This is a genomic window from Actinomycetospora sp. CA-084318, from assembly GCF_050955885.1.
Classification (GTDB): Bacteria; Actinomycetota; Actinomycetes; order Mycobacteriales; family Pseudonocardiaceae; genus Actinomycetospora.
Window position 1 is genome coordinate 3,053,076 of record NZ_CP192098.1, and the last position, 22,192, is coordinate 3,075,267.

The window sequence follows — 22,192 nt, forward strand, 5'->3', positions numbered from 1 at the left end:
GCTCCCGTGGAGACCGCTCTCGCCCTGGAGGAACTCGGCGCCCTGTTCTTCGGCCTCGGCGTCCTCGGTCGGCTCGCCGGCCGCATCGGCATCTCGCCGATCCCGCTCTACCTGCTCGGCGGGCTCGCCTTCGGCCAGGGCGGGCTGCTGCCGTTCGAGGGCATCGAGGGGTTCACCGAGCTCGCGAGCGAGGTCGGCGTCGTCCTGCTGCTGCTCCTGCTCGGCCTGGAGTACTCGGCGTCCGACCTCGTCGGCGGGCTGAAGAGGTCGTGGCTCGCGGGGATCGTCGACATGGTGCTCAACGCGACGCCGGGTGCGGTCGCGGCGCTGCTGCTCGGCTGGGGCCCGGTCGGGGCGCTGGCGATGGCCGGCGTCACGTGGGTCTCGTCGTCCGGGATCATCGCCAAGGTCCTCTCCGACCTCGGCCGCCTGGGCAACCGCGAGACCCCGGCCGTCCTCTCGGTCCTCGTCATGGAGGACCTCGCGATGGCGCTCTACCTGCCCGTGACGACGGCCGTGCTCGCCTCGCTCGGGTTCCTCGCGGGGCTGCGGACGGTGGCGATCGCCCTGGTCCTGCTCGTCGTCGTGCTCGTGGTGGCGCTGCGGTTCGGGGGCGCTGTCTCCGCGGTGGTCGACTCGCCGAGCTCCGAGGTGTTCCTGCTGCGGGTGATCGGGGTGGCGCTGCTCGTCGCCGGTATCGCCTCGCAGCTGCAGGTGTCGGCCGGCGTCGGCGCGTTCCTGCTGGGCATCGCGATCAGCGAGGACACCGCCGAGAACGCGACCCGCGTGCTGAGCCCGCTGCGGGACCTGTTCGCCGCCGTGTTCTTCGTCGTCTTCGGCCTGAACACCGACCCGGCGTCGATCCCGGCGGTCATCCCGGTCGCCCTCGCGCTCGCCGTCGTCAGCACCCTGACGAAGATCGGCACCGGCTGGTTCGCCGCCCGGCAGTCCGGGGTGGGGTCGCTCGGCCGGTGGCGTGCCGGGACCGCGCTCGTGGCGCGCGGGGAGTTCTCGATCGTCATCGCCGGTCTGGCGCTGAGCTCGGCGGCGATCGACCCGGGCTTCGCGCCGCTGGCGACGACCTACGTGCTCCTCATGGCCGTCCTCGGCCCCGTGCTCGCGCGGGTGGTGGTGCCGGTCCACGGGGCGGTGGCCGGACGAGTGGGTACTCGCGGCGCATGACCACCTCCTCGAAGGCGCCCTGGTTCCCCCGCGCGCTGGGCGCCGCGACCGCGGCCTACAGCGTCGCCATCATCGCGAAGCCCGAGCTCTTCGCCCGCCCCACCAAGCTCGCCCCCGACGCCGGCTCGCTGTCGCGCGGCACCGCGATCGGCATCCGGGCGCTGGGTGGCCGCGACCTCGCCTCGGGGCTGGCGATGGCGTTCGCGCCGGACGGGGAGGCGTTGCGGACGGCGACGGCCGTGCGGGTCGGCTCGGACGTGGTCGACCTGGTGCTGCTCGGCACGAGCCTGCCCGACCGTGAGGCCCGGACGAAGGCGGTCGCGGTGGCGGGCGCCTGGGGTGCGCTGTGCGCGTTGGGCTGGTGGCTGGCCTGAGCGGTGGTCGTCGCCCTCAGGCGGACTCGGCCGCGTCCGCGGGTTCCGGCACCGGCTCGACGCGCAGGTGGTAGACACCGGCACCGTCGGTGAGCGGATGCAGGTCGTAGTGGTGCACGACCTTCGGACCGTCGTGGAGGTGGGTGTGGGTCACCGTGGGCAGCGGGGCGCCGTGACGGGCCTCGCGGACCTCGACGCGGCCGTCGAGCGGGCCGCCCAGGTACAGCAGGACGGCGTCCTCATCGGTCGTCTCGTCGGACATCGTCTGCCTCCCCGGGGTCTCGCGGTTCCGCAACAGGGTAGGTGGGTGCGGGTCGGTGCGCTGCGTCCGTCCGGGGTAACCCGTGACCAGCGGTGACGGCGACGTGACGGACGGCGAACTCGATGCCCAGGTCACGAGCTGGACCGCCCCCGGGACGGCCCCGCTCGTCCCGGAGGTGACGCTGCTGCTGGCCGACGACATCCACCGCACCTGGTCGGAGACCGACGAGGCCGCGCCGCCGTTCTGGGCGTTCGCGTGGGCCGGCGGGCAGGCGCTCGCGCGCTGCGTGCTCGACCGGCCCGAGCTCGTCGTCGGGAAGACGGTCCTGGACCTGGCGAGCGGGTCGGGCATCGTCGGGATCGCGGCGCTGCAGGCCGGGGCGGCGTCGGTGGTCGCCTCCGACCACGACGCCCGCGCACGGGTCGCGACGGCGCGCAACGCGGCGCTGAACGGCGTGACCGTGGAGGTCGTCGGGGACCTGGTGGGGGAGTCGGACCTCGTGGTGGACGTCGACGTCATCCTCGCCGGGGACGTGTTCTACGAGCAGCCGATGGCCCGGCTCATGCTGGACTTCCTGGACGAGGCGACGGGCGTGGGCATCGAGGTCTACGTGGGCGACCCGGGGCGGGAGTACCTGCCCCGACGCCGGGTGGAGCCGCTCGCGACCTACGACGTGCCGGACACCACGGACCTGGAGGGCCGGGCGGTCACCCCGACCACGGTGCACCGGTTGATCTAGCGGTCCCGGCCCCGGTCCAGCCCGACGACGTCCTCGGTCACGACGGCGGGTCGGGCGTCGGGTCGTACGGGCGTCAGGTGCACGTCGCGCAGCGCGATGCCGCTCGCGTGTCGGACCCACAGGCCGTGGGCGGGGAGCACGCCGAACATGGTGTGCTCGGGGTAGGCGGCCGGGAGCTCGGGGATGCCGGTCCGGCGGGCGTCGTCGGGAGTGCCCCCGCCCGGCGTCGTGACGTGGAGGCCCTCCAGCGTGACGTCCTCGACCGGGAAGCCGGGGAGGCCCGCGATGCTCATGACGTCGCCGGCGGGCGGGCCGGCCGCGCGGGTGACCCCGGCCGTGAGATTCCGGACGTGGACGTCGCGGAGGGCGCCGACCGGACGGGGCCGTTCGACGTCGGTGCGCCCGTGGTCGAACCCCCGGCGGCCGCGTCGGATGCTGAGCGGGGCGGCGACGTCGTGCATGACGAGGTCCGAGGCGACGACGTCGACGAGGTCGCCGCCGTCGACCGTCTGGAGCTTGAGCCCACCGAGGCGGCAGTCGCGGAACGTGCAGCGCTCGAGCCGGATCCGGCGGAAGCCCCCGAGCGACTGGGTGCCGAGCTTCAGGCCGGCGCAGCGGGAGGTCAGCTCGCACTCCCGGACCACCACGTCGCGGCACGGCTGGGGATAGGCGCTCTTCAGGACGACGGCGTCGTCCAGGGTGTCGACCCGGCAGCCCGTGACGAGCGCGTCGGAGCAGCTGTCGAGGACGATGCCGTCCTGGTGGACGTGCTGGGAGGACGTGACGGCGAGGTCCGCGACCCGGATTCCCGCGGTCTCGGCGAGGTGGACCGTCCACATGCCGGCCTCGCGCAGGGTGAGGTCCCGCAGGACGACCGAGCGGCTGTTGCGGACGAAGACCATGCGGGGACGCGGGCCGGTGGCGACCTCGGGGTCCGGGGTCGGGACCTTCGGGAACGCCCGGCCGCTGCCGTCGATCGTGCCCTGGCCCTCGATCGTGACGTCCTCGGCGTCCTGCGCGTGGAGCAGCGCCCAGACCTGCCGGCCGCCGATGTCCAGGTCACGGACGCCGAGGTCGTGCGCGGGGTAGTCGGCGATGTCGGGGCTGCCGAGCAGGGTGGCGCCGGGGGAGAGGTGCAGCGTGACGTGCGACCGGAGCTCGACGGTCCCGGAGAGGTAGGTCCCGGCGGGGAGCAGCACCGTGCCGCCCCGGTGCGCGGCGGCGTCGACGGCGGCCTGGATGGCGGCCGTGTCGCGGGTACGGCCGTCGCCCCGGGCGCCGAAGGCGCGGACGTCGAACGTGGCCCGTCCAGGTCGGGCGTCGGCCGCGACGAGGGCCGCCAGGCCGACCGCGAGCGGGAGGGCTCGGAGGAGTTCGCGACGACGGAGGGGGCGCGGATGCACCTGCGCTGCCTCCCTCGTCGGCGCCGGAATGTCCAGTGTCGCCCAGGGAGATCGAGATTGCTCCGAACGGCCTCTGGATCTTCTCGAACTGGTGTTCGAGTGTGCCACGCGCACAAGAAGGAGGCTCTGATGTAGGCGGAGTCCTGTTTCTTGTGTTGCTCCATCGGAGATGAAGGTTGTGGCCCTTCGGAGTCGACCTACGGGGGAGGCTCCAAACCGCCCACTGCTGCGTTAGCTGAAGACTGTCGTGGTGAGCGATGTGGGAAAAGGCACCGTGTGAGGTGTCAGGTGGGGATCGGGAAGACGCTGCGTCGTAGCCTGTGAAGTGTCGTAATTAGTGTGGATGGCATCAGAACCGGGACGTTCGAACAATCCTGGGATGAGGCTGGCGGGAGCCCGTTTATTGGCCAGTCGGTGCCCGGCATGTAGGCGGCGTGAGCCCGGTCTGCTGCTCCGGTGGGGAACGTGGGAAGGCGTGCACCGATACTGCCATCTCTGCGGTGGCGAGAGGGAGAATCCCGACCGACTGAAACCGGGAGGGACTGAGTACCGATGCGGTGGGCGCCGGCGGACCGACTCGTAGTAGCTGTGAATCTCCTGCTTGACGCGGTGGGAGTGGAGCGAAGGGGTCGGGCCATCTGTGGTTTGTTCGTTCGATCAACCGGAATCTAGCCGGGAGGAATCGCAGTGAGCGAACTGAAGTCCTCGGGCAAGTCGTTCGTCATTTCGAAGTGGGAGGTGCAACAGGCCTGGGAGCAGGTGCGATCCAATAAGGGTGCAGCGGGGGTGGATGGCTGCTCGGTCGAGGAGTTCGAGAAGGATCTGCGGGGAAACCTCTACAAGATCTGGAATCGGATGTCCTCGGGTAGCTATCTACCTTCGCCGGTGCTGGCGGTGGAAATCCCGAAAGCTCACGGCGACGGGACACGGGTCCTGGGTATTCCGACCGTGGCGGACCGGGTGGCGCAAACTGTGGTGGCACGGAGGCTGGAGAAGTCGGTCGAACCGATCTTCCACCCGGACTCCTACGGCTACCGCCCGCGCCGCTCGGCCCTCGATGCGGTCGAGACCTGCAGGAAGCGCTGCTGGAAGACCGACTGGGTGATCGATCTGGACATCCAGAAGTTCTTCGACAGCGTCCCGTGGGACCTCGTCATCAAGGCGGTCGAGGCGCACACCGACCAGCGATGGGTCGTCCTGTATGTCACGCGTTGGCTGCAAGCACCCATTCAGACTCGTGACGGTGACCTCGTCGCTCGCGACCGTGGAACGCCGCAAGGGTCGCCGGTGTCACCGGTGCTCGCGAACATGTTCCTGCACTACGCGTTCGACACGTGGATGGACCGGGCCTTTCCCGGTATCTCCTTCGAGCGCTACGTCGATGACGCGGTCGTGCACTGCACGAGCCGCGAGCAAGCCGAGACAATGGTCGCGGCGATCGGCGAGCGCATGGAACAGGTCGGGTTGCGTCTGCATCCCGACAAGACACGGATCGTTTACTGCCAGGACGGGAACCGGCGTCGCTCCGCGGAGCATACGTCGTTCACGTTCCTGGGGTTCACCTTCCGTCAACGCGAAGCCAAAGGTCGCGGCGGGCGGACCTTCTCTGGGTTCCTTCCCGCGATCAGCAAGGCTGCCCTCACACGGATCAGTGCGCAGGTGCGGTCCTGGCGACTGCACCGGCACATACGCCTGAGTTTCTCCGAACTCGCGCACTGGGTGAATCCGATGGTGCGAGGATGGATGCAGTACTACGGGGCGTTCTACCGCTCCGCGCTGTATGGCCTGTTCGCCCGCATCAACGCCTACCTGGTGCGATGGATCCGCAAGAAATACAAACGACTGCGAGCGCAGAAGGCGGCCGTCCGGTGCTGGCTGGGGATCATCGGAAGGTATCCCCGCCTGTTCGCGCACTGGAAATGGGTCGCCAGCGTTCCTCCGGCCCGATGAACAAGATGGCAAGAGCCCGGTGACAAGAGATTGTCACGCCGGGATCTGTGGGAGCCCGGGGGTGAGATTCCCCCGGGCCACCCGACTCATAGGGGTATGGCGATCGAGGCAGGGTGGGACCCCGAGGCGGGGTCGCCGCTGCCTACGCCACCGCCGTGGGAACCGGAGGAGCCGGCGTGGGTGCCGCCCTCGGCGGAGGACGTCGCCCGCTGGGAGGCCGAGAACGTCGCCGTCCTGCGGGACGCGGTGTTCCCGTGGGCTGGGTACGAGTACGAGGAACCGGTTGCGCCGGCCGCTGATCCGGAGGCGCCGTGGGTGGTGCCCGGGGTGAGCGAGGCTGGGCCCTCGCAGGAGGGCCTGTCGCCCGAGTCCGCCGCTCTGCTGGCCGAGGCGGCTGCAGCAGTGCGTGCGCAGCGGCTGGCCGGGGCACGGGTCTATCGGTCGCTGCGGGCGCTGCGCCGCTCGGAGGTGCTGGCCGAGACCGGGCATCGGCGGATGGGCCGGCTGCTCGAGGACCACCTGCGCCTCGACCCGAAGACCGTCACCTACCTGGAGCGGCAGGCCGACGCGCTGTCCGAGACCGTCACCCCGACCGGCGCCACCACCCCCGCCGACCTGCCCGCCACCGCTTCGGTGGTCGAGGACGGGTTGGTGGACGAGCAGCACGTGGAGATCATCCGCAAGACGATGGAACGCCTCGACAAGGTCCCCGACCTCGACGACGCCGTCCGCGCGGTCGCCGAGGAACAGTTGGCTTCGTTGGCGGCGACGTTGTCGCCGAAGGGGCTCGCCTCCGCGGCGCGGGGGATCGCCGACCGGCTCGACCCCGACGGCGCGGCCCCGAAGGACGACCACGCGGCCGGGAACGAGCTGCACTACACGAAGCGGCGCAACGGGGACCTGCACGCGAAACTGATCCTGCGTGAGCGGGTCGCCGCCTCCCTGTTCGAGGAGGCGGTCCGCGCCGCCACCCCCGCGCCTGTCTCGTCGGTGGTGGCGGATCCGGAGACCGGGGCGGCGCCGGTGTCCGAGGACGGGGCGCGGGGGCAGGACCCGCGGGACGAGGCCGACCGCTCCAAGGCGTCCCGTCAGGCCTCAGGTCTGCTGGATTTGATTTCGGCGAGTCACCACGCCGGGCTGAACGAACCTGAGCACCCGGGTGCGGTGCCGTTCCCCGGCCTGGACCGTGACTTCGACACCACCGCCTGGCCCCCCGACCCCGAAGACCCGGCCGAGGCTGGCGAGCACGGGACCGGCCCCAGGGGCCACGCTGGAACCGATGCCACTGGCACCGGTTCCCGGGATGCCGGAGAACCCGAGGCGGATGCCACCGTCGAGCACCGGCCCGACGAGCACGGGGCCGACCCCGGGAACCACGCGGGAACCGGTGCCACCGGCACCGGTTCCGGCGACCCGGCCGGGCCGGAGCCCGTGGACACCGAGGACACCGACCCCGCTGACGAGGCCGACCCCACGAGTCGCGCGGGATCCGATGCCACCGGCACCGGTTCCGGAGACCCCGCTGGGCCGGACCCCGAGGAACCCGGCGAGCCGCCCCTGTTCGGCCCCGGACCGCCAGAACCGGGCACCGACGCTGACGGCGAGCCGGAGCCGGAGCGGCCGCCGTGTCGGCCGTGGACACCGCCGGACTTCGACACGATGGCCCTACCCGGACGAGAACGGGTCACCCTCACCGTGACGCTGGACTACGAGACGCTGCGCCAACAACTCGGCGACACCAGCCAAGCGCTGGCACTGCTCGGGGACTCCACCTGGATCCGCCCCGACACCGCCCGCCGCCTGGCCTGCGACGCCGACCTCATCCCCATGGTGCTGGGCTCCAAGGGTGAGGTGTTGGACGTGGGCCGCAAGACCCGGGCCATCCCCACCGCCACCGGCCGTGCCGTCGTCAAACGGGACCGGCACTGCGCGTTCCCCGGCTGCGCCAAGAAAGCCCGGCACTCCGAGATCCACCACATCATCCACTGGGCCCACGGCGGCCACACCGAACCCGACAACCTCGTCTGCCTCTGCCGATACCACCACGACCTCGTCCACCACGGCGGCTGGCAGGTCCACATGCTCGACCACCTGCCCTGGTTCACCCCACCGCAGTGGCTCGACCCCACCCGACAACCCCGACACAACCGCCCCTGGCAGGTCACGCCGGCCGCCTGACCGCCGTGCTGAGCTCGAACGCCACCGACCGGACGACGCCGTCCGGTTCGGTGGGGACTGTCCGACTTCCGGTGTAACTGGCGTTGATGGGTCAGTAGGTGCTTGACGGGACGATACGGCCGGGGAACGAGATCGCGAAGGCGTTCAGGGCCGGCTTCCAGCGCATCGCCCACCGGGCCCGTCCCTTCCCGGTCGGGTCGAGGGATCTCGTGACCAGGTAGAGGCACTTCAGCGCGGCCTGCTCGGTGGGGAAGTGCCCGCGGGCCTTGACCGCCCGCCGGTAGCGGGCGTTGAGGCTCTCGATCGCGTTGGTGCTGCAGATGATCCTGCGGATCTCCACGTCGTAGTCGAGGAACGGCACGAACTCCGACCAGGCGCTGCGCCACAGCGTGACGATCGCCGGATAGAGCGCGCCCCACTTCTCAATGAACTCGGCGAACCGTTCCGCGGCGGCGGCCTCGGTCGGGGCGGTGTAGACCGGCCGCAGGTCCTTGGCCATCTGCTCCCAGTAGCGCCGGGAGGCGTAGCGGAAGGTGTTGCGGATCAGGTGCAGCACGCAGGCCTGCACCAGCGCCGGCGGCCACACGGTGTTGATCGCCGCCGGCAGCCCGGGCAGGCCGTCGCAGACCGCGATGCACACGTCGACGACACCACGGTTCTTGATCTCGGTCAGCACGTGCAGCCAGTACTTCGCGCCCTCTCCGCCCTCGCCGGCCCAGATCCCGAGGATGTCGCGGCGCCCGTCGACGGTGACCCCGATGACCACGTAGAACGGCCGGTTGGTCACCTGCCCGTCGCGGACCTTGAGGTGGATCGCGTCGACGAACAGCACCGGATACACCGCATCCAGGGGCCGGTTCTGCCACTCGGTCATCTCCTCGAGGACCTTGTCGGTGATCCTCGAGATGGTGTCCTTGGAGACCTTCGCGCCGTAGACCTCCTCGAAGTGCGCGGCGACCTCACCGGTGGTCAACCCGCGGGCGGTCAGCGACAACACGATCTCGTCGATCCCGTCCAGGCGACGCTGCCGCTTCTTGACGATCACGGGTTCGAACGAGGCGTCGCGGTCGCGGGGGACCTCGATCTCGACCGGCCCGATCTCGGTGAGCACGGTCTTGGTCCGGGTGCCGTTGCGGGAGTTCCCGCCGTCGCGGCCCGCGGCGTCGTGCGCCTCGTAGCCCAGGTGCTCGGTCACCTCCGCTTCGAGGACGGTCTCGAGCACCGTCTTGGTCAACCCCGCCAGCAGCCCATCCGGGCCGACGAGCTCGACGCCCTCGGCGCGGGCCGCGGCCACCAACTCCTTCGCGAGCTGCTGCTGATCGATCCGAGCCGTCACAGGCTCGATCGTGTCGCTCATGACTGGTCCTTCCCCCGGGACACGCCCGGAGCCAGAGGACCAGTTACACCGTTAGTCGGACACTCCCGTTCGGTGGCGATCCGCGCGCGGATGCACGCCAGGAGTCCGTCGAGGCGGGCTGCCGGGAGGGCGCGGTGGTTCGAGAAGGTCCGGAGCAGGTCGACGTAGCGCTCGGCGTCGTAGGACAGGTCGACCGGGACGCGGAGCATCTCCGGGGCGGTGAACTCCTCGGCGTCCTCGAGGCCGTAGGCGCTGCGGGAGGGCAGCGCACTGATCGACACGAGGGGCAGATGGGCCGGAGCGTCGGGCATCCACCGCGCGTAGCAGGACGACTGGAGGTCGGCGAAGAACGCGTCCGACGGCCCCGAGACGTGGAGCGTCTGCACCAGGGCGAGCAGCCCGCCTGGACGCAGCAGTCGGGCGACGCGGGCGAACCTGGTGGCCGGGTCGAGCCAGTGGAAGGCCGTCGCGCAGACGACGAGGTCGAAGCCGGCCGTCGCGGGCTCCCACCGCTCGATGTCGGCGTGCACCACCTCCACCTGCGGGAACGCGACGAGGGTGCGCCGCGCGACCCGGGCCAAGTCCCCACCGAGCTCGACGGCGACGACGCGGTGGCCCCGCCGGGCGAGGGCGACGGTGGCCTGACCGGTCCCGCACCCGATCTCCAGGGTGCGTGGGTGGGCGGTCGCGAGCCGACGGTCGATCGCCTCGACCAGGACGTCGGGACAGACCGGGCGCGCCCGGGCGTAGAGCTCCGCGTCCTCGTCGAACGTGGCACGGAGGGTCTCGCGGGAGCCGGACACGACCGGAGTGTGGCCCGACGGGCCGGACCGGCGCGTGACCCACGAGACGGGCCGGAACACCGTCGGCCGGTCAGGGGTTGGCCCGCGCATGAGGATCGGCATCATCGGAGCGGGCCTGATCGCGGGCACGCTGACGCGGCGGCTGACGGCGCTGGGGCACGAGGTGCGGGTGGCCAACTCCCGCGACCCCGAGACGCTCGCGGACCTGGCCGCGGAGACCGGGGCGACGGCGGTGTGGGCGAAGGAGGCCGCGCAGGACGCGGACCTCGTCGTCCTGAGCATCCCGCAGAAGAACACCCCGGACCTGCCCGAGGGCGTGGTCGCGAGCCGGAAGCCCGGCGCACCCGTCGTCGAGACCAACAACTACTACCCGCAGCAGCGCGACGGCCGGATCGACGCGATCGAGGACGGCACGCCGGAGAGCGTGTGGGTCTCCCAGCAGCTCGGGACGCCGGTCTACAAGGCGTTCAACGGCATCTACTGGGAGCACCTGCTCAACCGCGGCCGGCCGCGCGGCGAGGCCGGACGCATCGCGCTCCCGGTGGCCGGGGCCGACGGCCCGGGCAAGGAGACGGTGCTGGCGCTCGTCGACGACCTGGGCTTCGACCCCGTCGACGCCGGACCGCTCGAGGAGTCCTGGCGCCAGCAGCCCGGTACCCCGGTCTACGGCACGGACCTCGACGCCGACGGCGTCCGCGCGGCGCTGGCCGCGGCCCCGCCGGAGCGTCCCGCGGAGTTCTCCGCCTGACGACGGTCCTCCCGCGATCGTGACGTACTCCATCCGGTCGAGTCCGTGACGATTCCCGCGCGGCAGTCGTCCCACTGGTGAGTGCGGCGGTCGGATGCTCTCCGACCGCCGCCCGCGAGGGGCCGCCGACGGAGGGAGACCACCATGACGACGGGACGCACGACCGACGAGCGCGACACCCGGACCGACCGGCCGGGGCGTGGCGAGTGGCTGCGCACGCCGGGCGCGATCCGCGGCGGCGTCGCCCTGCTCGTCCTGCTGGCGATCTACCTGATCGGCGCGCTGTCGCACCTGCACGTCCTCGGCCTGTAGCGGCCGCCGGCCCGCGCGGTGGGGCATGATCGGCCCATGCGCGCAGTGCAGGTGAGCAAGCTCGAGGGTCCGGAGGCGCTCGAGGTCGTCGAGGTCGACGAGCCGGTGCCCGGCCCCGACCAGGTCCTCATCGACGTCGAGGCGGCGGGTGTGGTGTTCCCCGACCTGCTGCAGACGCGGGGCGAGTACCAGATGAAGCCCGAGCTGCCGTTCATCCTGGGCTCAGAGGTCGCCGGCGTCGTGCGGACCGCGCCCGACGGGTCCGGGTTCTCGCCCGGCGACCGCGTCGCGGCGCTGTCGCTCACCGGCGCGTACGGCGAGACCGTCGCCGCCAACGCCGACCAGACCTTCCCGCTGCCCGACTCGGTGTCGTTCGACGTCGGGGCGGGCCTGCCGATGAACTACCTGACCGCCGAGTTCGTCGTCGCGAGCCGCGGCCGGCTGGCCGACGGCGAGACCGTCCTCGTCCACGGCGCCGCGGGCGGCGTCGGCATCGCCTGCATCCAGTTCGCCAAGGCGCGGGGCGCCACGGTCATCGCCGTCGTGTCCACCGAGGGCAAGGCCGAGGTCGCCCGCTCCGCCGGGGCCGACCACGCCGTGCTCGTCACCGACGCCGACGGCACCGGCTTCAAGGACGCGGTCCTCGCGCTCACCGACAAGCGTGGGGTCGACGTGATCATCGACCCGGTCGGCGGGGACCGCTTCACCGACTCGCTCCGCTCGCTCGCCCGCGGCGGACGCCTCGTCGTCGTCGGGTTCACCGGCGGCGAGATCCCGACGGTGAAGGTCAACCGGCTGCTGCTGCGCAACACCGAGGTGGTGGGCGCGGGGTGGGGCGAGTGGGCGTTCAGCAACCCCGGCTACATGCGCCGCCAGTGGGACGACCTCCTCGACGACATCGCCGCGGGCCGTCTCGCGCCGCCCATCAGTGGGGTCTACCCGCTCGCCGAGGCGGCCGCGGCCGTGGGTGAGCTGGCGGAGCGGCGGGTCACCGGCAAGGTCGTAATCCACACCCGGGAGTAGTCCGGCTACGGTCCGTCCGACAACGACGTCGGGGAGGTCCGATCATGCTCGCGCACAGCCGCACCGGGAGCGGGGAACCACTGTTCCTCGTGCACGGCATCACCCACCGCCGCCAGGGGTGGGATCCGGTGCTGCCCCTGCTGGAGCGGGAGCACGAGGTGATCGCGATCGACCTCCCCGGGCACGGCGAGTCCGCCGACGTCGACCCCGGGTTCGACGGCTCGACCCGCCCGCTCGTCGAGGCGGTCGAGGGCCTCGCGGACGACCTCGGGATCGACCGCCCGCACATCGCCGGCAACTCGCTGGGCGGGCTCATCGCCCTGGAGATGGCGGCGCGCGGCTCGGTCCGGTCGGCGACCGCGCTCTCGCCCGGTGGGTTCTGGTCGCCCGTCGGGCGGGCCTGGGCGAAGGCGCTGCTCGGGACGTCGTCGAAGCTGCTGCAGTCCTGGTCGCGCGAGCGGCTCGACGCCGTGCTCGCGTCGAAGGCGGGGCGGTACGCGCTGCTCAGCGCCCTGGTCGCCCACCCCGGCCGCGACCACTACGCGGGGATGGGCGACGACCTGCAGGGGCTGGCCCGTCCCCGCGAGGGCTTCGCGACGATGCTCGCGGCGCTCGACACGTGGACCGCCCCCCGCCGCGCGGACGTGCCGACGATGGTCGGCTGGGGCGCCCGCGACTATCTGCTCCCGCGCGTCCAGATCCGGCGCCTGCGCCGCGTGCTGCCGGATGCGCGCGTCGTCGTGCTGCCGGGCTGCGGGCACGTCCCGATGGCCGACGACCCGGAGCTCACCGCCGAGCTGATCCTCGGCACCGCGCGACTCTCCCGGGTCTGAACCCATGCAGGGGTGCTGATCCGTGGCAGGCTGCGGGCCGTGGCCCACGAGAACGAGTGGTACTACTGCCTGAAGCACAACACGGTGGAGCCCTACGAGGGGTGCCGGGCGGCGGACCGCCTCGGTCCGTACCCCGACCGGGACACGGCCGCGCGGGCGCTCGAGATCGCCCGCGAGCGGACCGAGGAGGAGGACCGCCGGGACCGCGAGGACTGGTGACGGTGGCCCACTCCTACCGGCTCACGGTGTCCTGGTCGGACGACCCGGGCACCGTGGACTACCGGTCCTACACGCGGAACCACACGGTCGCCGCGGACGGGAAGCCGACGCTCGAGGGTTCGGCCGACCGGTCCTTCCGCGGCGACGCCGCCCGGTGGAACCCGGAGGAGCTGCTGGTGGCGGCTCTGTCCGAGTGCCACCTGCTCAGCTTCCTGCACGTCGCCGCCGAGGCCGGCGTCGTCGTGACCGCGTACACCGACACGCCCGTCGGGCGGATGACCCGTGACGACGACGGCGGCTGGTCCTTCGAGTCGGTGGTGCTGCACCCGGAGGTCACGACGACGGGCGCGGCGGCCGACCTGGAGAAGCTCCACCACGCCGCGCACGAGGCGTGCTTCATCGCCCGCAGCGTGGCGTTCCCGGTGCGGGTGGGGGAGAGCTAGCGGTACCAGAGCCGGTGCGCGGTCCGGGCGACGTCGGTGACGGCCCGGATCGTCTCGGCGCGGCAGGTGTCGAGCTGGCGGGTCGGCATGGAGACCGCGAGGCACGCCGCGACCCGGCCACCGGGGTCCGCCACGGGCGCGGCGACGCAGCTGAAGCCCTCCGCGAACTCCTCGCGGTCGAGGGCGTAGCCGTCGCGGCGGATCGTCGCGAGCTCGACGTCGAGGCTGAGCGGGTCGGTGATCGTGGCGGCGGTGAAGCGCGTCCAGGACCCGCCCTCGAGACGGGCCCGGCGCGCGGAGGAGAAGGCCATGAGGACCTTCGCGGCCGCGACCGCGTGGGCCATGGTCGGCGGCACCCGGGCGGGCAGCTCGGGGATCCGGGCGAGCCGTTCGTGGCCGCGGGCGTCGAGCAGGTCGACGTGGTCGTCGTCGGTCCACTCCGCGAGGTAGGCCCGCGCCCTCGTCCGCCGGTGGAGCTCGGTGACCGCGTCCGCGAGCATCGTCGGGACCTCGGACGCCCTCGCCATCGGACCGGCGAGAGCACCGGCGGGAGCATCGGGGCCCGGCCGCATCCGGAAGGTGCCGGCGGACGTCCGCTCCACGTACCCGCGGGCCACGAGCGCGTCCACCGCCTGCCGGGCCGAGGCGGTCGGGCGGCCCAGCTGCCGGCCGGCGCTGCGCAGGTCCAAGCCGTCGGGGTTCGCGGCGAACAGGCGCAGGGCGCGGAGGGTGCCGGCGGGAGCAGCGGTCGTCACCCTGCGGAGTCTAGGTCGCGCAGGGTGACGAGCTGCTGAGCTGAACGAGTGAAGCTCAGTAGCCGGAGGAGCCGGCCGAGTCCCCGTAACCGCTGCTGCCGCCACTTGCCGGAGCCGGAGCCGAGTAGCCACCCTGCCCGCTCTGGGCCCCGCCGCTGCTCGGCGCAGCGTTCTGGGCCGACGCGTTCGGCGCGACGGGCTTGCCGTCCGGGCCCACGGCGCGCCAGGTGCCGCCGACACCGTTGCCCGCGGTCTCGCCGGGCGCGGCGTCCTTGGCGAAGCGGTAGAGCGGCCAGCCGTTGAGGGTCAGCTGCTTCGTGCCGTCGGGGCGGTCGACGGTGCCCACGCGGCTGGCGTCGATGCCCTTGAGCCACGGGTCGGCGTCTGAGGCCAGGACCGGCGGCCACTGCTCGGCGCACGTGCCGGTGCAGGTGCTCGCCGCGGGCTTGTTCGAGTCCTTCGTGAACGAATAGAGCGTGTAGCCGTCACTGGTGGCGACGGTGCCGAGCGGCGTCTGCCGCGTCGCGAGGTTCGCACCGGTCAGCGAGGTCGGCGCGACCTGGCCCGCCCCCGCCGTCGGGGTGACCGCCTGGTCGGACGTGCCCCAGTGCGCGATCGCGACGTACCCGGCGGCCCCGGCGGCGACCGCGCCCGCCGCGACGAGGGCGAGCAGGGCGGTCCGACCGCGGCCGCCCCGGCCGCGCCGGTGGCCACCGGTCATCGGCAGCGGACCGCTCGGGTGCTGGTCGCCCGGCCGGTCACGCCGGGGCTCCACGTCGTCGGCCAGCCGGCGACGGACGGTGGGGTCGGTGGCGCCCCGCGGACCGAGGTCACGCGGGTAGGACTGCGGCCCGGACAGCGGGCGCTCCGCCGCGGGCCAGCCGCCGGTGGCCGGGCCACGGCCGGCCACCGGCTGCGGACCGGAGTACGGCACCGCCGCGTGGGCCCCGGAGCCGTACGGGCTCACGGGCTGCGGACCCGACACGGGCCCTCCGTACGGCGCGGCCGGGTAGCCGCCCGTGCGCGGGGCGGCGTCGGGGCCGTCGTACGGCCGGGCCTCCCGGGGCACGGGGATGCCGAACTCCGGTCGGGGGTCCTGCTGCACATCGGGGCGCATGGGGGTACTACCTCCGGTCGCTGGGGAGCGGTGCCGCCGCGGGAGTCGGGGGCATCCCGCGGCGGCGCAGCGAGAACGGTAGGGAGCCCGGGGTCGCCGACCCCGCTTTGCTGAGAGCGAGCGGCCGTACACACCGAGCAGGGGCTCGTTCGACGCGGCGAACGGCGGCAGGTTCTTCCGGACGGCGGGTCGGGTTGCTCCGTCTGCCGACGTCACGGTTCAGCAACGGTGTCGTCGCGCCGTTCGTCGCGGGGGCGGGCCCGAGCCGCACCGAGCGTCGTCGGGAAGGTTCTCCCGGGAACGACAAAGGCCCTGGTCACAAGTGTGACCAGGGCCTGTTGTGGGCGATACTGGGATTGAACCAGTGACCCCTACCGTGTCAAGGTAGTGCTCTCCCACTGAGCTAATCGCCCGAGGCGGAGGCGGGAATCGAACCCGCGTACAGGGCTTTGCAGGCCCTTGCCTAAACCACTCGGCCACTCCGCCGGGATCCTCGGAGGCCTGCCTCCCCGAGCGGACGACGGGACTCGAACCCGCGACCCTCACCTTGGCAAGGTGATGCGCTACCAACTGCGCTACGTCCGCATGTCATCGGTGGGAAGTTCTTTCAACGTTCTCCCTGCCGACGACGAGAACTCTACTGCATCGTGCGCGCCCCCCGATCAGGGGGGTGGTGATCAGCTCGGGTCGGTGGAGAGCAGCAGGCCGAGCGCGTGCTCGAGGTCCAGCCAGTCGTCCTCGGCGCCCGGCTCGATCACCTCGTGGGTCCGCTGGAGGAACTCCGAGACCTCCCGGGCGAGAGCGCGGAACGTCGCGTGGCCGGAGGGGGAGGAGAGCTCGATCTCCACCGACTCGCCCTCGGAGGGGCGGATGCGGACGTCGCCGTCGCCGGCGGCGTCGATGAGGCCCTCGGTGAGGAGGTCCCGGGAGAACACCCACTCCACCCAGCCGGCCCGGCCGGTCCGGAAGGCCGCCTGCACGGCGTACGGGTCGCGGGTGTCGTAGCGGAGCTCGACCTGGACCGGCACGGGCGGGTTCGGCGGACCGATCAGGTCGAACACGGCCGTGGACCTGATCGTCACGTGGTCGTTGTGCATTCGATGGCTGCCTTTCGCGCACGCTGCTGTCGAAGAGGGGAACGACCGGCGGCCGAGCCTGTGACGCCGGTTCACCCGGCTCACGCACCGAGGCCATCTTAGGAGTACCCGGTCGAGCCCTTACCTGGTCCGCCTCCGTAACGACGGCCCCTCCCTGCCGGAGCGCCCGCCACTACCCGACCGCACTAACCTGTGCCTCGTCGGACCCGGACACGAGGGCACAGGAGGAGGTGGACCCGTGGCAGAGGCGTCGCAGAGGCGATCCGAGCCGACTGCGGAGCGTGACGGCCTCTCGGACGACGCCGTGGCGGACGCCACACTGCTGCGAGCCGTGACCGAGCGGACGCCCCGGGCCCTCGAGGCCTTCTACGACCGCTTCTCCCGCCGGGCCTACGCGCTCGCGCGCCGGATCTGCGTCGACGAGACGATCGCCGAGGACGTGGTGCAGGAGGTCTTCCTCCACGTCTGGCGGCACCCGGAGCGGTTCGACGCCTCGCGCGGCAGCGTCGCGACCTGGCTCATGACGATGGTCCACCACCGTGCGGTCGACGCGGTCCGCCGCGAGGCGACCCGGCGCAAGTACACGGTGCCGCCGGGCGAGGACGGCGACGAGTGGTCCGCGCAGGACCGTCTCCCCTCCGGTCCGGGTGCCGACGAGGCGGCGCTGGACCGGGTCGTGGCCGGGCACGTCCGCGAGGCCCTGGGGCAGCTGCCCACCGAACAGCGGGAGGCGCTCACCCTCGCCTACTTCGGTGGTTTCACCCAGCGGGAGGTCGCGAGCATCGCGGGGGTCCCGTTGGGCACGGTGAAATCGCGCATGTTCACCGCGGTGCGCACGTTGCGGGGACTGCTGGACGGTCGGGTCGAGCGAGGGGAGGGGACGGCATGAGGGCAGCACTGCAGCCGCAGCCCGACGGCCACCCCGAGCTCGCCGTGGCCTGGGTCCTGCACATGCTGGAGCCCGAGGAGGACGCGGAGTTCGCGGCGCACCTCGACGAGTGCGCCGGGTGCCTCGAGATCGTGGCCGGGACCGAGGAGGTCGGTGCCCTGCTGGGTGCGGCCGTCGAGCCGGTCGAGCCGCCGCCGTCGTTGCGCGCGCGCATCCTGGCCGAGGCCGAGGCCGAGGCTTCGCCGGGTGAGGCTTCGTCGGGTGGGGCTTCGCCGGGTAACAGCAAAGCGTCGTTGCTTGCATCCAGTGACAGCGACGCCACATCGTCGAACGTCGTGTCGCTGCGCCAGCGCTGGGTGCGGCGGGCGACCGCCGGGGTCGCGGTGGCGGCCGCGGCAGCGCTCGTCGTCGTGATCGGCGGGCTGGTGGCCGCGAACCGGGACCTCGCGCAGGAGCGAGACGCGGCCGCGGCGCAGGCGGACCGCAGCCGGCAGGTCGTCGAACTCGTCGACGCGGCGTCGCGGCCCGGGACGCCGCACGTGGTGCTGGCGTCGTCGGAGGGCGCCTTCGTCGGGCTCGTCGTGGACCGCGGCGCGGGGCCCGAGTTCCTCGCGACGGGGCTGCCGCCGAACGACGCCGCGCACACCTACGTGCTCTGGGGTCTGGCCGACGGCCGACCGGTCGGACTGGGGACGTTCGACATGTCCGGTTCGGGCCCGGTGACGGATTCCGTACCCTCGACGGCGGCGGGCAACCGTTTCGCCGGGTACGCCGTGTCGTACGAACCCGGACGGACGGTGCCGGCCGCGCCGACGCAGGTCGTCGCGAGCGGTCAGCTGGCGGGCTGACCCGGCGACCGGGCCTGCACCGACGACGAGGCCAGGGAAGGCGATGACCCAGGACCAGGGCACCACCTCCGAGCGACCGACCACGACCGAGCAGGCCGAGCGGACCGACCCGCCGTCACGACGACGCCTGCACGGCCTGCGCGTCCGGCTGCGCGCCTTCCGGATGAAGGTGCGCGCCCGCCCGCACTGGAACCTCGCGTGGCGCCTCGGCATCGGATTCATCGGCACCGTCGTGCTGATCGTCGGGGTCATCGCGATCCCGTATCCCGGGCCCGGCTGGCTGATCGTCTTCACCGGCCTCGGCATCCTCTCGACCGAGTTCGAGTGGGCGGGTCGCGTGCTGCGGTTCGCGCGGCGCTACTACGACCGGTGGGTCGCGTGGGTGAAGCGGCAGAACACGGCGGTGCAGCTGCTGCTGGCGCTGGCCACGGGTGTCGTCGTGCTCGCGACCCTGTGGTTGCTGGACGCGTTGTGGATCGTCGCGAAGCTGGTCGGCCTCGGGCACTGGACCTGGCTGCACAGCCCGATCATGGCGTGAGTTAGGCTTGTCCCTGCTGCGGGCGATTAGCTCAGGGGGAGAGCGCTTCGTTCACACCGAAGAGGTCACTGGTTCGATCCCAGTATCGCCCACGCAGGAAGGCCCTGGTCAGGGACTCGCAAGAGTCACCGGCCAGGGCCTTTGTCATTCCGGACCATCCTCGTCGTCGCCGAGCGCGGCGAGGATGCGGCTCGGATCGGCGGTCCGGCGGGTGTAGAGGTCGAGCGTGGTCGAGGCCCGCTCGTGACCCATGACACGTTGGACCATGTTCGGCGGGACGCCGTCGTCGACCAGCCACGTCGCGTAGGAGTGGCGCAGGTCGTGGAAGCGCAGCCCGCCGTGGTGGCGCCGGGCGATCTCCATCACGGCCTGGTACTCGGTCTTCGTCCCCAACGACTGCTCGTCGCCGTCCTTGTCGCGCCAGCGGGCCTCGAACTTCTTCTCGCCGAGCTTCTTCACCTCGCCGATGAACCCGGCCCGCACCAACGAGGGGCGCCAGACCCGCGCGCGGAACGCGGTCCGGCCGATCGGCCCCTGAATCTCGTTGGCGAAGACCGGCGAGGTGGACGGCGAGGGCCACCGCTCGACGTGCTCGGTGATGAGAGTCCGCGCCCAGCCCGGGATCGGGACGTCCCGTCGGCCGGCGACCGACTTCGGGAACGGCTTGAACGACCGATGCCCGGCGACCTCCACGACGGTGCGGACCACCCGCAGCACGCCCGCCCCCAGGTCGAGGGCGTCGTCCATGAGCCCGGCGACCTCACCCCAGCGCAGCCCGCAGCCGGCGGCCGTAGCGATGAGCGCGCGGTGCCGCTCGGGGACCTGGGGGAGCAGGACGTGGCGCAGGGTCGGACGGCTGATGATCTGCTCGTCGGTGTCGGTCTTGCGGCGCTTCGGGACCCGGACGTCGAGGGCCGGGTTGAAGGCGATCAGCCGGTTGCGGACCGCCGAGCGCAGCACCGCCGAGGTCAGCCGGTGGGCCTCGGCGACGGTGGCCCGGGAGCGTCGGCGGCCGAGGTCGCTGACCCAGCCCTGCACCGTCAGGTGGTCGATCTTGGCGAGCGGCCAGGACTCCCACTGCGGCAGCACGTGGGTGCGCATCACCGAGCGGTCCCGGGCGGCGGTGGTGTGCTCGGTGGCGCGATGGAGCTCGGCGAGTCATTGATAGGTGCGGCGATCCGAGAAGTTGAGGAGGAGACCGGGGTTCGAGTCATAGTGACTGGTCTCGTTGGTATTTAGACGGGGTCGAGCTCGAGCAGGCCCGGCACCAGGGGGAGGAGGTGGTCGGGGCGGGGTCTCACCCACGACGACGCGCCCCAGGGCTGCCAGACCGCCCGCACAGCCGCAAGCGCCACCGAGCAGCAAAGCCGGCGGTCCGCGAGGACGGGGGCGCTTGCACCCGCACGACCGGCCCGGCAGGGCAGAGCCCGCGCCGCCGAGGGAGAGACCCCGAAGCCGAACGTCGCGGGTGTAGACCCACGGGCTCCCTTAACGCGACCGCGTGCAGTGGAACTTGACCTTGCTGCGGGGGGATGGTGAACGCTTAGGGCCGGCCAGCAGTTGCAGGCGATGGGAGCGAGCGCGTGTCCGCAGACCGAGCGATCGCCTGGGAGGGGTTCTACAACGTCCGAGACCTGGGCGGACTCCCGACCGTCGACGGCCAGCGCACTAAGCGCGCGAGGGTCTATCGCTCCGCGGCCCTGAGCCTCGCGACCCGCGCAGGTTGGGAGGCCGCGTACGCAGCGGGCGTCCGGACCATCGTCAGCCTCCTCAACGATGACGAGGTTGCAGCAGTAGGGGCTCGCCAGGAGGTCGCCCCGCAACAGATCAGCCACGTCCGGGTGCCACTCGACGCCGTCGAAGACGTACCGCTCTGGGATCAGATCGCCGCGGAGGGACGTGACGGCACGCCGCTCTACTACTCGCTGCTGCTCGGTCGCCACCCCGAGCGGGCCGCCGACGCCGTCCGCGCCATCACCCAGGCAGAACCGGGCGCCGTCCTGTTTCACTGCGGAGCGGGACGTGACCGCACTGGCTTGGTCGCGGCGTTGCTGCTCGTGCTCGCCGACGTGACCGTTGACGCGGTGATCGAGGATTACGAGCAGAGCGCCGTCGTTCAATCGGCTCTCGACGCGGCGCTTGGGCGCCCTAGTCAGCAGCCCCTCGTGGAGATGGCCCTTCGAGCCCGTGGGCGCACGGCTCGAAGCGCGATGCAGGAGTTCCTCGACGAGGTCGATGTCCCCGAACTCCTGCTTCGGGGCGGGCTCACCGACGGCGAACTCGCTGCCGCTTGCGCCCGCCTGAGGCACTGAGGGCAGCCACCGGGGGCGGACAGCAGCACTGTGATCGGTCGTAGCTGACAGCGAGCGGACGTAAGGCGTCCTGCACGGAACGCACGAAGCACCGAAGCGGGCCAGGCGCCGCAGCAGCACCATCTCCGCAGCTCGCAGCCCTCGGCGGGCAGCAGCGGTCAGGTACTGCGCAAGGACGTCAGCGCCTGCCGCGCGGTGCTCTGAGCTGCCGGGGACACGGCTGGCCAACGCCCTCAGGCATCGACCGGTCCTCGGCGATACGAGCTGTTCGGACGGATTGCCCGTAGGATCTTGGTTCGCCGGTGCCCCAGCGGCACCGCAGGGAGGAGCGCCGCCATGCTCGCAATCGTCCTGGCCGTGGTCATGATCGCGCTCGTGCTCGTCGGGGCGGTGAGGATCACCTACCAGCGGCGTCACCGCGATGCCGATGTCGAGCCTCGCGAGGTTCCCAGCGGCCCGGCCATCGGCTACGTGCCGGGTTACATGCCGGGAATTCAGCAGAAGGCAGAACGGCGCGAGGAGGTGGCGACCGAACTGGTCGAGCCCCCGCACCGTCGCGACGCCGCCGTCGACCTCGACTCGAACACGGTGCGCGTACGCCGGAGTTCGTGATCCCCGCCCTGCCCGCTTGCCGGTCCAACCCGTAGCCGGTGCAAGATCAATGCAGCATTGAGGCAGCACGAGGCCCAGCAGCAGGCCGTCAGGCGCTGGACGTGGGAGTACGAAACAGCAGGTCAGCACCCATGCAACGGCAGCGGGGGAGAGCCCGGAATCGACCGCAGGCCCGTTCACACCGAAGAGGTCACTGGT

Annotated in this window: 25 protein-coding genes and 4 tRNA genes; 18 read left to right on the forward strand and 11 right to left on the reverse strand. The window is 72.1% G+C overall.

What is annotated here, in order from left to right; genetic code table 11:
- The first annotated feature begins 6 nt into the window (after positions 1 to 6).
- Together ACQPYX_RS14815 and ACQPYX_RS14820 are read left to right on the forward strand one after the other, a co-directional pair.
- Positions 7 to 1,182, forward strand: a complete 1,176-nt coding sequence (locus tag ACQPYX_RS14815) for a cation:proton antiporter (RefSeq protein WP_433803642.1) — start codon at positions 7 to 9, stop codon at positions 1,180 to 1,182.
- Positions 1,179 to 1,556 carry a hypothetical protein gene (locus tag ACQPYX_RS14820; RefSeq protein WP_433803643.1) on the forward strand — a complete coding sequence of 126 codons (378 nt, stop codon included), beginning with the start codon at positions 1,179 to 1,181 and terminating at the stop codon, positions 1,554 to 1,556. The genes ACQPYX_RS14815 and ACQPYX_RS14820 overlap by 4 nt, the downstream gene beginning before the upstream one ends.
- A gap of 16 nt (positions 1,557 to 1,572) precedes the next feature.
- Here the strand turns inward: ACQPYX_RS14820 and ACQPYX_RS14825 are convergent, their stop codons facing one another.
- Positions 1,573 to 1,818, reverse strand: coding sequence for a hypothetical protein (locus ACQPYX_RS14825; protein WP_433803644.1), 246 nt, complete (start codon positions 1,816 to 1,818; stop codon positions 1,573 to 1,575).
- Positions 1,819 to 1,921: 103 nt separating this feature from the next.
- Here ACQPYX_RS14825 and ACQPYX_RS14830 point away from each other — a divergent pair, with 103 nt between their 5' ends.
- The gene (locus ACQPYX_RS14830) at positions 1,922 to 2,557 is read left to right on the forward strand and encodes a class I SAM-dependent methyltransferase (RefSeq protein WP_433803645.1); all 636 of its coding nucleotides are present in this window, start codon (positions 1,922 to 1,924) and stop codon (positions 2,555 to 2,557) included.
- Here the strand turns inward: ACQPYX_RS14830 and ACQPYX_RS14835 are convergent.
- A complete protein-coding gene (locus ACQPYX_RS14835; protein ID WP_433803646.1) occupies positions 2,554 to 3,960 on the reverse strand; it encodes a glycoside hydrolase family 28 protein in 1,407 nt (468 codons plus the stop codon). The genes ACQPYX_RS14830 and ACQPYX_RS14835 overlap by 4 nt on opposite strands.
- A gap of 687 nt (positions 3,961 to 4,647) precedes the next feature.
- Between ACQPYX_RS14835 and ltrA the strand changes: the two genes are divergently transcribed.
- A complete protein-coding gene (gene ltrA / locus ACQPYX_RS14840; protein WP_433798656.1) occupies positions 4,648 to 5,910 on the forward strand; it encodes a group II intron reverse transcriptase/maturase in 1,263 nt (420 codons plus the stop codon).
- A gap of 96 nt (positions 5,911 to 6,006) precedes the next feature.
- The gene (locus tag ACQPYX_RS14845; RefSeq protein ID WP_433798119.1) at positions 6,007 to 8,088 is read left to right on the forward strand and encodes a DUF222 domain-containing protein; all 2,082 of its coding nucleotides are present in this window, start codon (positions 6,007 to 6,009) and stop codon (positions 8,086 to 8,088) included.
- A gap of 91 nt (positions 8,089 to 8,179) precedes the next feature.
- Here ACQPYX_RS14845 and ACQPYX_RS14850 read toward each other — a convergent pair whose 3' ends face one another.
- Together ACQPYX_RS14850 and ACQPYX_RS14855 are read right to left on the reverse strand one after the other, a co-directional pair.
- Complete coding sequence (locus ACQPYX_RS14850) at positions 8,180 to 9,445, reverse strand: IS256 family transposase (protein WP_433798120.1); 1,266 nt, start codon at positions 9,443 to 9,445, stop codon at positions 8,180 to 8,182.
- Positions 9,442 to 10,248: a class I SAM-dependent methyltransferase gene (locus ACQPYX_RS14855; protein WP_433798121.1), complete on the reverse strand. Its 807-nt coding sequence runs from the start codon at positions 10,246 to 10,248 to the stop codon at positions 9,442 to 9,444. The genes ACQPYX_RS14850 and ACQPYX_RS14855 overlap by 4 nt, the downstream gene beginning before the upstream one ends.
- An 88-nt stretch (positions 10,249 to 10,336) precedes the next feature.
- Between ACQPYX_RS14855 and ACQPYX_RS14860 the strand changes: the two genes are divergently transcribed.
- The 6 genes from ACQPYX_RS14860 (at position 10,337) to ACQPYX_RS14885 (ending at position 13,826) form a co-directional block, all read left to right on the forward strand.
- Positions 10,337 to 10,996: an NADPH-dependent F420 reductase gene (locus ACQPYX_RS14860; RefSeq protein WP_433798122.1), complete on the forward strand. Its 660-nt coding sequence runs from the start codon at positions 10,337 to 10,339 to the stop codon at positions 10,994 to 10,996.
- 144 nt (positions 10,997 to 11,140) lie between these two features.
- Entirely contained in the window at positions 11,141 to 11,308 is a 168-nt protein-coding gene (locus tag ACQPYX_RS14865) for a hypothetical protein (protein ID WP_433798123.1), read from the forward strand.
- Between the two features lie 36 nt (positions 11,309 to 11,344).
- On the forward strand, positions 11,345 to 12,331 hold the full coding sequence (locus ACQPYX_RS14870; RefSeq protein WP_433798124.1) for an NADPH:quinone oxidoreductase family protein: 987 nt from the start codon (positions 11,345 to 11,347) through the stop codon (positions 12,329 to 12,331).
- 44 nt (positions 12,332 to 12,375) lie between these two features.
- Positions 12,376 to 13,164 (forward strand): alpha/beta fold hydrolase, encoded by a 789-nt coding sequence (locus tag ACQPYX_RS14875; protein ID WP_433798125.1) that lies wholly within the window; start codon positions 12,376 to 12,378, stop codon positions 13,162 to 13,164.
- A gap of 39 nt (positions 13,165 to 13,203) precedes the next feature.
- Entirely contained in the window at positions 13,204 to 13,383 is a 180-nt protein-coding gene (locus ACQPYX_RS14880; protein ID WP_433798126.1) for a hypothetical protein, read from the forward strand.
- Complete coding sequence (locus tag ACQPYX_RS14885) at positions 13,380 to 13,826, forward strand: OsmC family protein (protein WP_433798127.1); 447 nt, start codon at positions 13,380 to 13,382, stop codon at positions 13,824 to 13,826. Before ACQPYX_RS14880 ends, ACQPYX_RS14885 begins: the two co-directional genes overlap by 4 nt.
- On the opposite strand, the gene ACQPYX_RS14890 is transcribed toward ACQPYX_RS14885, so the two are convergent.
- The 6 genes from ACQPYX_RS14890 to ACQPYX_RS14915 form a co-directional block, all read right to left on the reverse strand.
- A complete protein-coding gene (locus tag ACQPYX_RS14890) occupies positions 13,823 to 14,581 on the reverse strand; it encodes an IclR family transcriptional regulator (RefSeq protein ID WP_433798128.1) in 759 nt (252 codons plus the stop codon). The genes ACQPYX_RS14885 and ACQPYX_RS14890 overlap by 4 nt on opposite strands.
- Before the next feature lie 55 nt (positions 14,582 to 14,636).
- On the reverse strand, positions 14,637 to 15,698 hold the full coding sequence (locus ACQPYX_RS14895; RefSeq protein ID WP_433798129.1) for a hypothetical protein: 1,062 nt from the start codon (positions 15,696 to 15,698) through the stop codon (positions 14,637 to 14,639).
- Between the two features lie 341 nt (positions 15,699 to 16,039).
- A tRNA-Val gene (locus ACQPYX_RS14900) sits at positions 16,040 to 16,111 on the reverse strand.
- A gap of 1 nt (position 16,112) precedes the next feature.
- A tRNA-Cys gene (locus ACQPYX_RS14905) sits at positions 16,113 to 16,184 on the reverse strand.
- A gap of 26 nt (positions 16,185 to 16,210) precedes the next feature.
- A tRNA-Gly gene (locus ACQPYX_RS14910) sits at positions 16,211 to 16,283 on the reverse strand.
- Positions 16,284 to 16,375: 92 nt separating this feature from the next.
- Complete coding sequence (locus ACQPYX_RS14915) at positions 16,376 to 16,795, reverse strand: SsgA family sporulation/cell division regulator (protein WP_018330195.1); 420 nt, start codon at positions 16,793 to 16,795, stop codon at positions 16,376 to 16,378.
- A 331-nt stretch (positions 16,796 to 17,126) separates the two neighbouring features.
- Between ACQPYX_RS14915 and ACQPYX_RS14920 the strand changes: the two genes are divergently transcribed.
- The 4 genes from ACQPYX_RS14920 to ACQPYX_RS14935 all read left to right on the forward strand — a co-directional run bounded on the left by ACQPYX_RS14920 (position 17,127) and on the right by ACQPYX_RS14935 (position 19,162).
- Entirely contained in the window at positions 17,127 to 17,684 is a 558-nt protein-coding gene (locus ACQPYX_RS14920) for an RNA polymerase sigma factor (protein ID WP_433798130.1), read from the forward strand.
- A complete protein-coding gene (locus tag ACQPYX_RS14925) occupies positions 17,681 to 18,532 on the forward strand; it encodes an anti-sigma factor domain-containing protein (RefSeq protein ID WP_433798131.1) in 852 nt (283 codons plus the stop codon). Before ACQPYX_RS14920 ends, ACQPYX_RS14925 begins: the two co-directional genes overlap by 4 nt.
- A 43-nt stretch (positions 18,533 to 18,575) precedes the next feature.
- Positions 18,576 to 19,070 (forward strand): TIGR02611 family protein, encoded by a 495-nt coding sequence (locus tag ACQPYX_RS14930; protein WP_433798132.1) that lies wholly within the window; start codon positions 18,576 to 18,578, stop codon positions 19,068 to 19,070.
- A gap of 20 nt (positions 19,071 to 19,090) precedes the next feature.
- A tRNA-Val gene (locus ACQPYX_RS14935) sits at positions 19,091 to 19,162 on the forward strand.
- Positions 19,163 to 19,214: 52 nt separating this feature from the next.
- Here ACQPYX_RS14935 and ACQPYX_RS14940 read toward each other — a convergent pair.
- Positions 19,215 to 20,171 carry a tyrosine-type recombinase/integrase gene (locus ACQPYX_RS14940; protein WP_433798133.1) on the reverse strand — a complete coding sequence of 319 codons (957 nt, stop codon included), beginning with the start codon at positions 20,169 to 20,171 and terminating at the stop codon, positions 19,215 to 19,217.
- Here ACQPYX_RS14940 and ACQPYX_RS14945 point away from each other — a divergent pair.
- The 3 genes from ACQPYX_RS14945 (at position 20,160) to ACQPYX_RS14955 (ending at position 21,994) form a co-directional block, all read left to right on the forward strand.
- Positions 20,160 to 20,309, forward strand: coding sequence for an NUDIX domain-containing protein (locus ACQPYX_RS14945; RefSeq protein WP_433798134.1), 150 nt, complete (start codon positions 20,160 to 20,162; stop codon positions 20,307 to 20,309). The genes ACQPYX_RS14940 and ACQPYX_RS14945 overlap by 12 nt on opposite strands.
- Before the next feature lie 344 nt (positions 20,310 to 20,653).
- A complete protein-coding gene (locus tag ACQPYX_RS14950; RefSeq protein WP_433798135.1) occupies positions 20,654 to 21,382 on the forward strand; it encodes a tyrosine-protein phosphatase in 729 nt (242 codons plus the stop codon).
- A 336-nt stretch (positions 21,383 to 21,718) separates the two neighbouring features.
- Complete coding sequence (locus tag ACQPYX_RS14955) at positions 21,719 to 21,994, forward strand: hypothetical protein (RefSeq protein ID WP_179792317.1); 276 nt, start codon at positions 21,719 to 21,721, stop codon at positions 21,992 to 21,994.
- The last annotated feature ends 198 nt before the right edge of the window (positions 21,995 to 22,192 follow it).

Coding starts and splice junctions, on each gene's coding strand:
- ACQPYX_RS14895 (WP_433798129.1), bottom strand. CDS start 15,698: ATGCGCCCCGATGTGCAGCAGGACCCCCGACCGGAGTTCGGCATCCCC.
- ACQPYX_RS14820 (WP_433803643.1), top strand. CDS start 1,179: ATGACCACCTCCTCGAAGGCGCCCTGGTTCCCCCGCGCGCTGGGCGCC.
- ACQPYX_RS14850 (WP_433798120.1), bottom strand. CDS start 9,445: ATGAGCGACACGATCGAGCCTGTGACGGCTCGGATCGATCAGCAGCAG.
- ACQPYX_RS14845 (WP_433798119.1), top strand. CDS start 6,007: ATGGCGATCGAGGCAGGGTGGGACCCCGAGGCGGGGTCGCCGCTGCCT.
- ACQPYX_RS14930 (WP_433798132.1), top strand. CDS start 18,576: ATGACCCAGGACCAGGGCACCACCTCCGAGCGACCGACCACGACCGAG.
- ACQPYX_RS14870 (WP_433798124.1), top strand. CDS start 11,345: ATGCGCGCAGTGCAGGTGAGCAAGCTCGAGGGTCCGGAGGCGCTCGAG.
- ACQPYX_RS14915 (WP_018330195.1), bottom strand. CDS start 16,795: ATGCACAACGACCACGTGACGATCAGGTCCACGGCCGTGTTCGACCTG.
- ACQPYX_RS14825 (WP_433803644.1), bottom strand. CDS start 1,818: ATGTCCGACGAGACGACCGATGAGGACGCCGTCCTGCTGTACCTGGGC.
- ACQPYX_RS14875 (WP_433798125.1), top strand. CDS start 12,376: ATGCTCGCGCACAGCCGCACCGGGAGCGGGGAACCACTGTTCCTCGTG.
- ACQPYX_RS14940 (WP_433798133.1), bottom strand. CDS start 20,171: ATGCGCACCCACGTGCTGCCGCAGTGGGAGTCCTGGCCGCTCGCCAAG.
- ACQPYX_RS14955 (WP_179792317.1), top strand. CDS start 21,719: ATGCTCGCAATCGTCCTGGCCGTGGTCATGATCGCGCTCGTGCTCGTC.
- ACQPYX_RS14925 (WP_433798131.1), top strand. CDS start 17,681: ATGAGGGCAGCACTGCAGCCGCAGCCCGACGGCCACCCCGAGCTCGCC.
- ACQPYX_RS14860 (WP_433798122.1), top strand. CDS start 10,337: ATGAGGATCGGCATCATCGGAGCGGGCCTGATCGCGGGCACGCTGACG.
- ACQPYX_RS14865 (WP_433798123.1), top strand. CDS start 11,141: ATGACGACGGGACGCACGACCGACGAGCGCGACACCCGGACCGACCGG.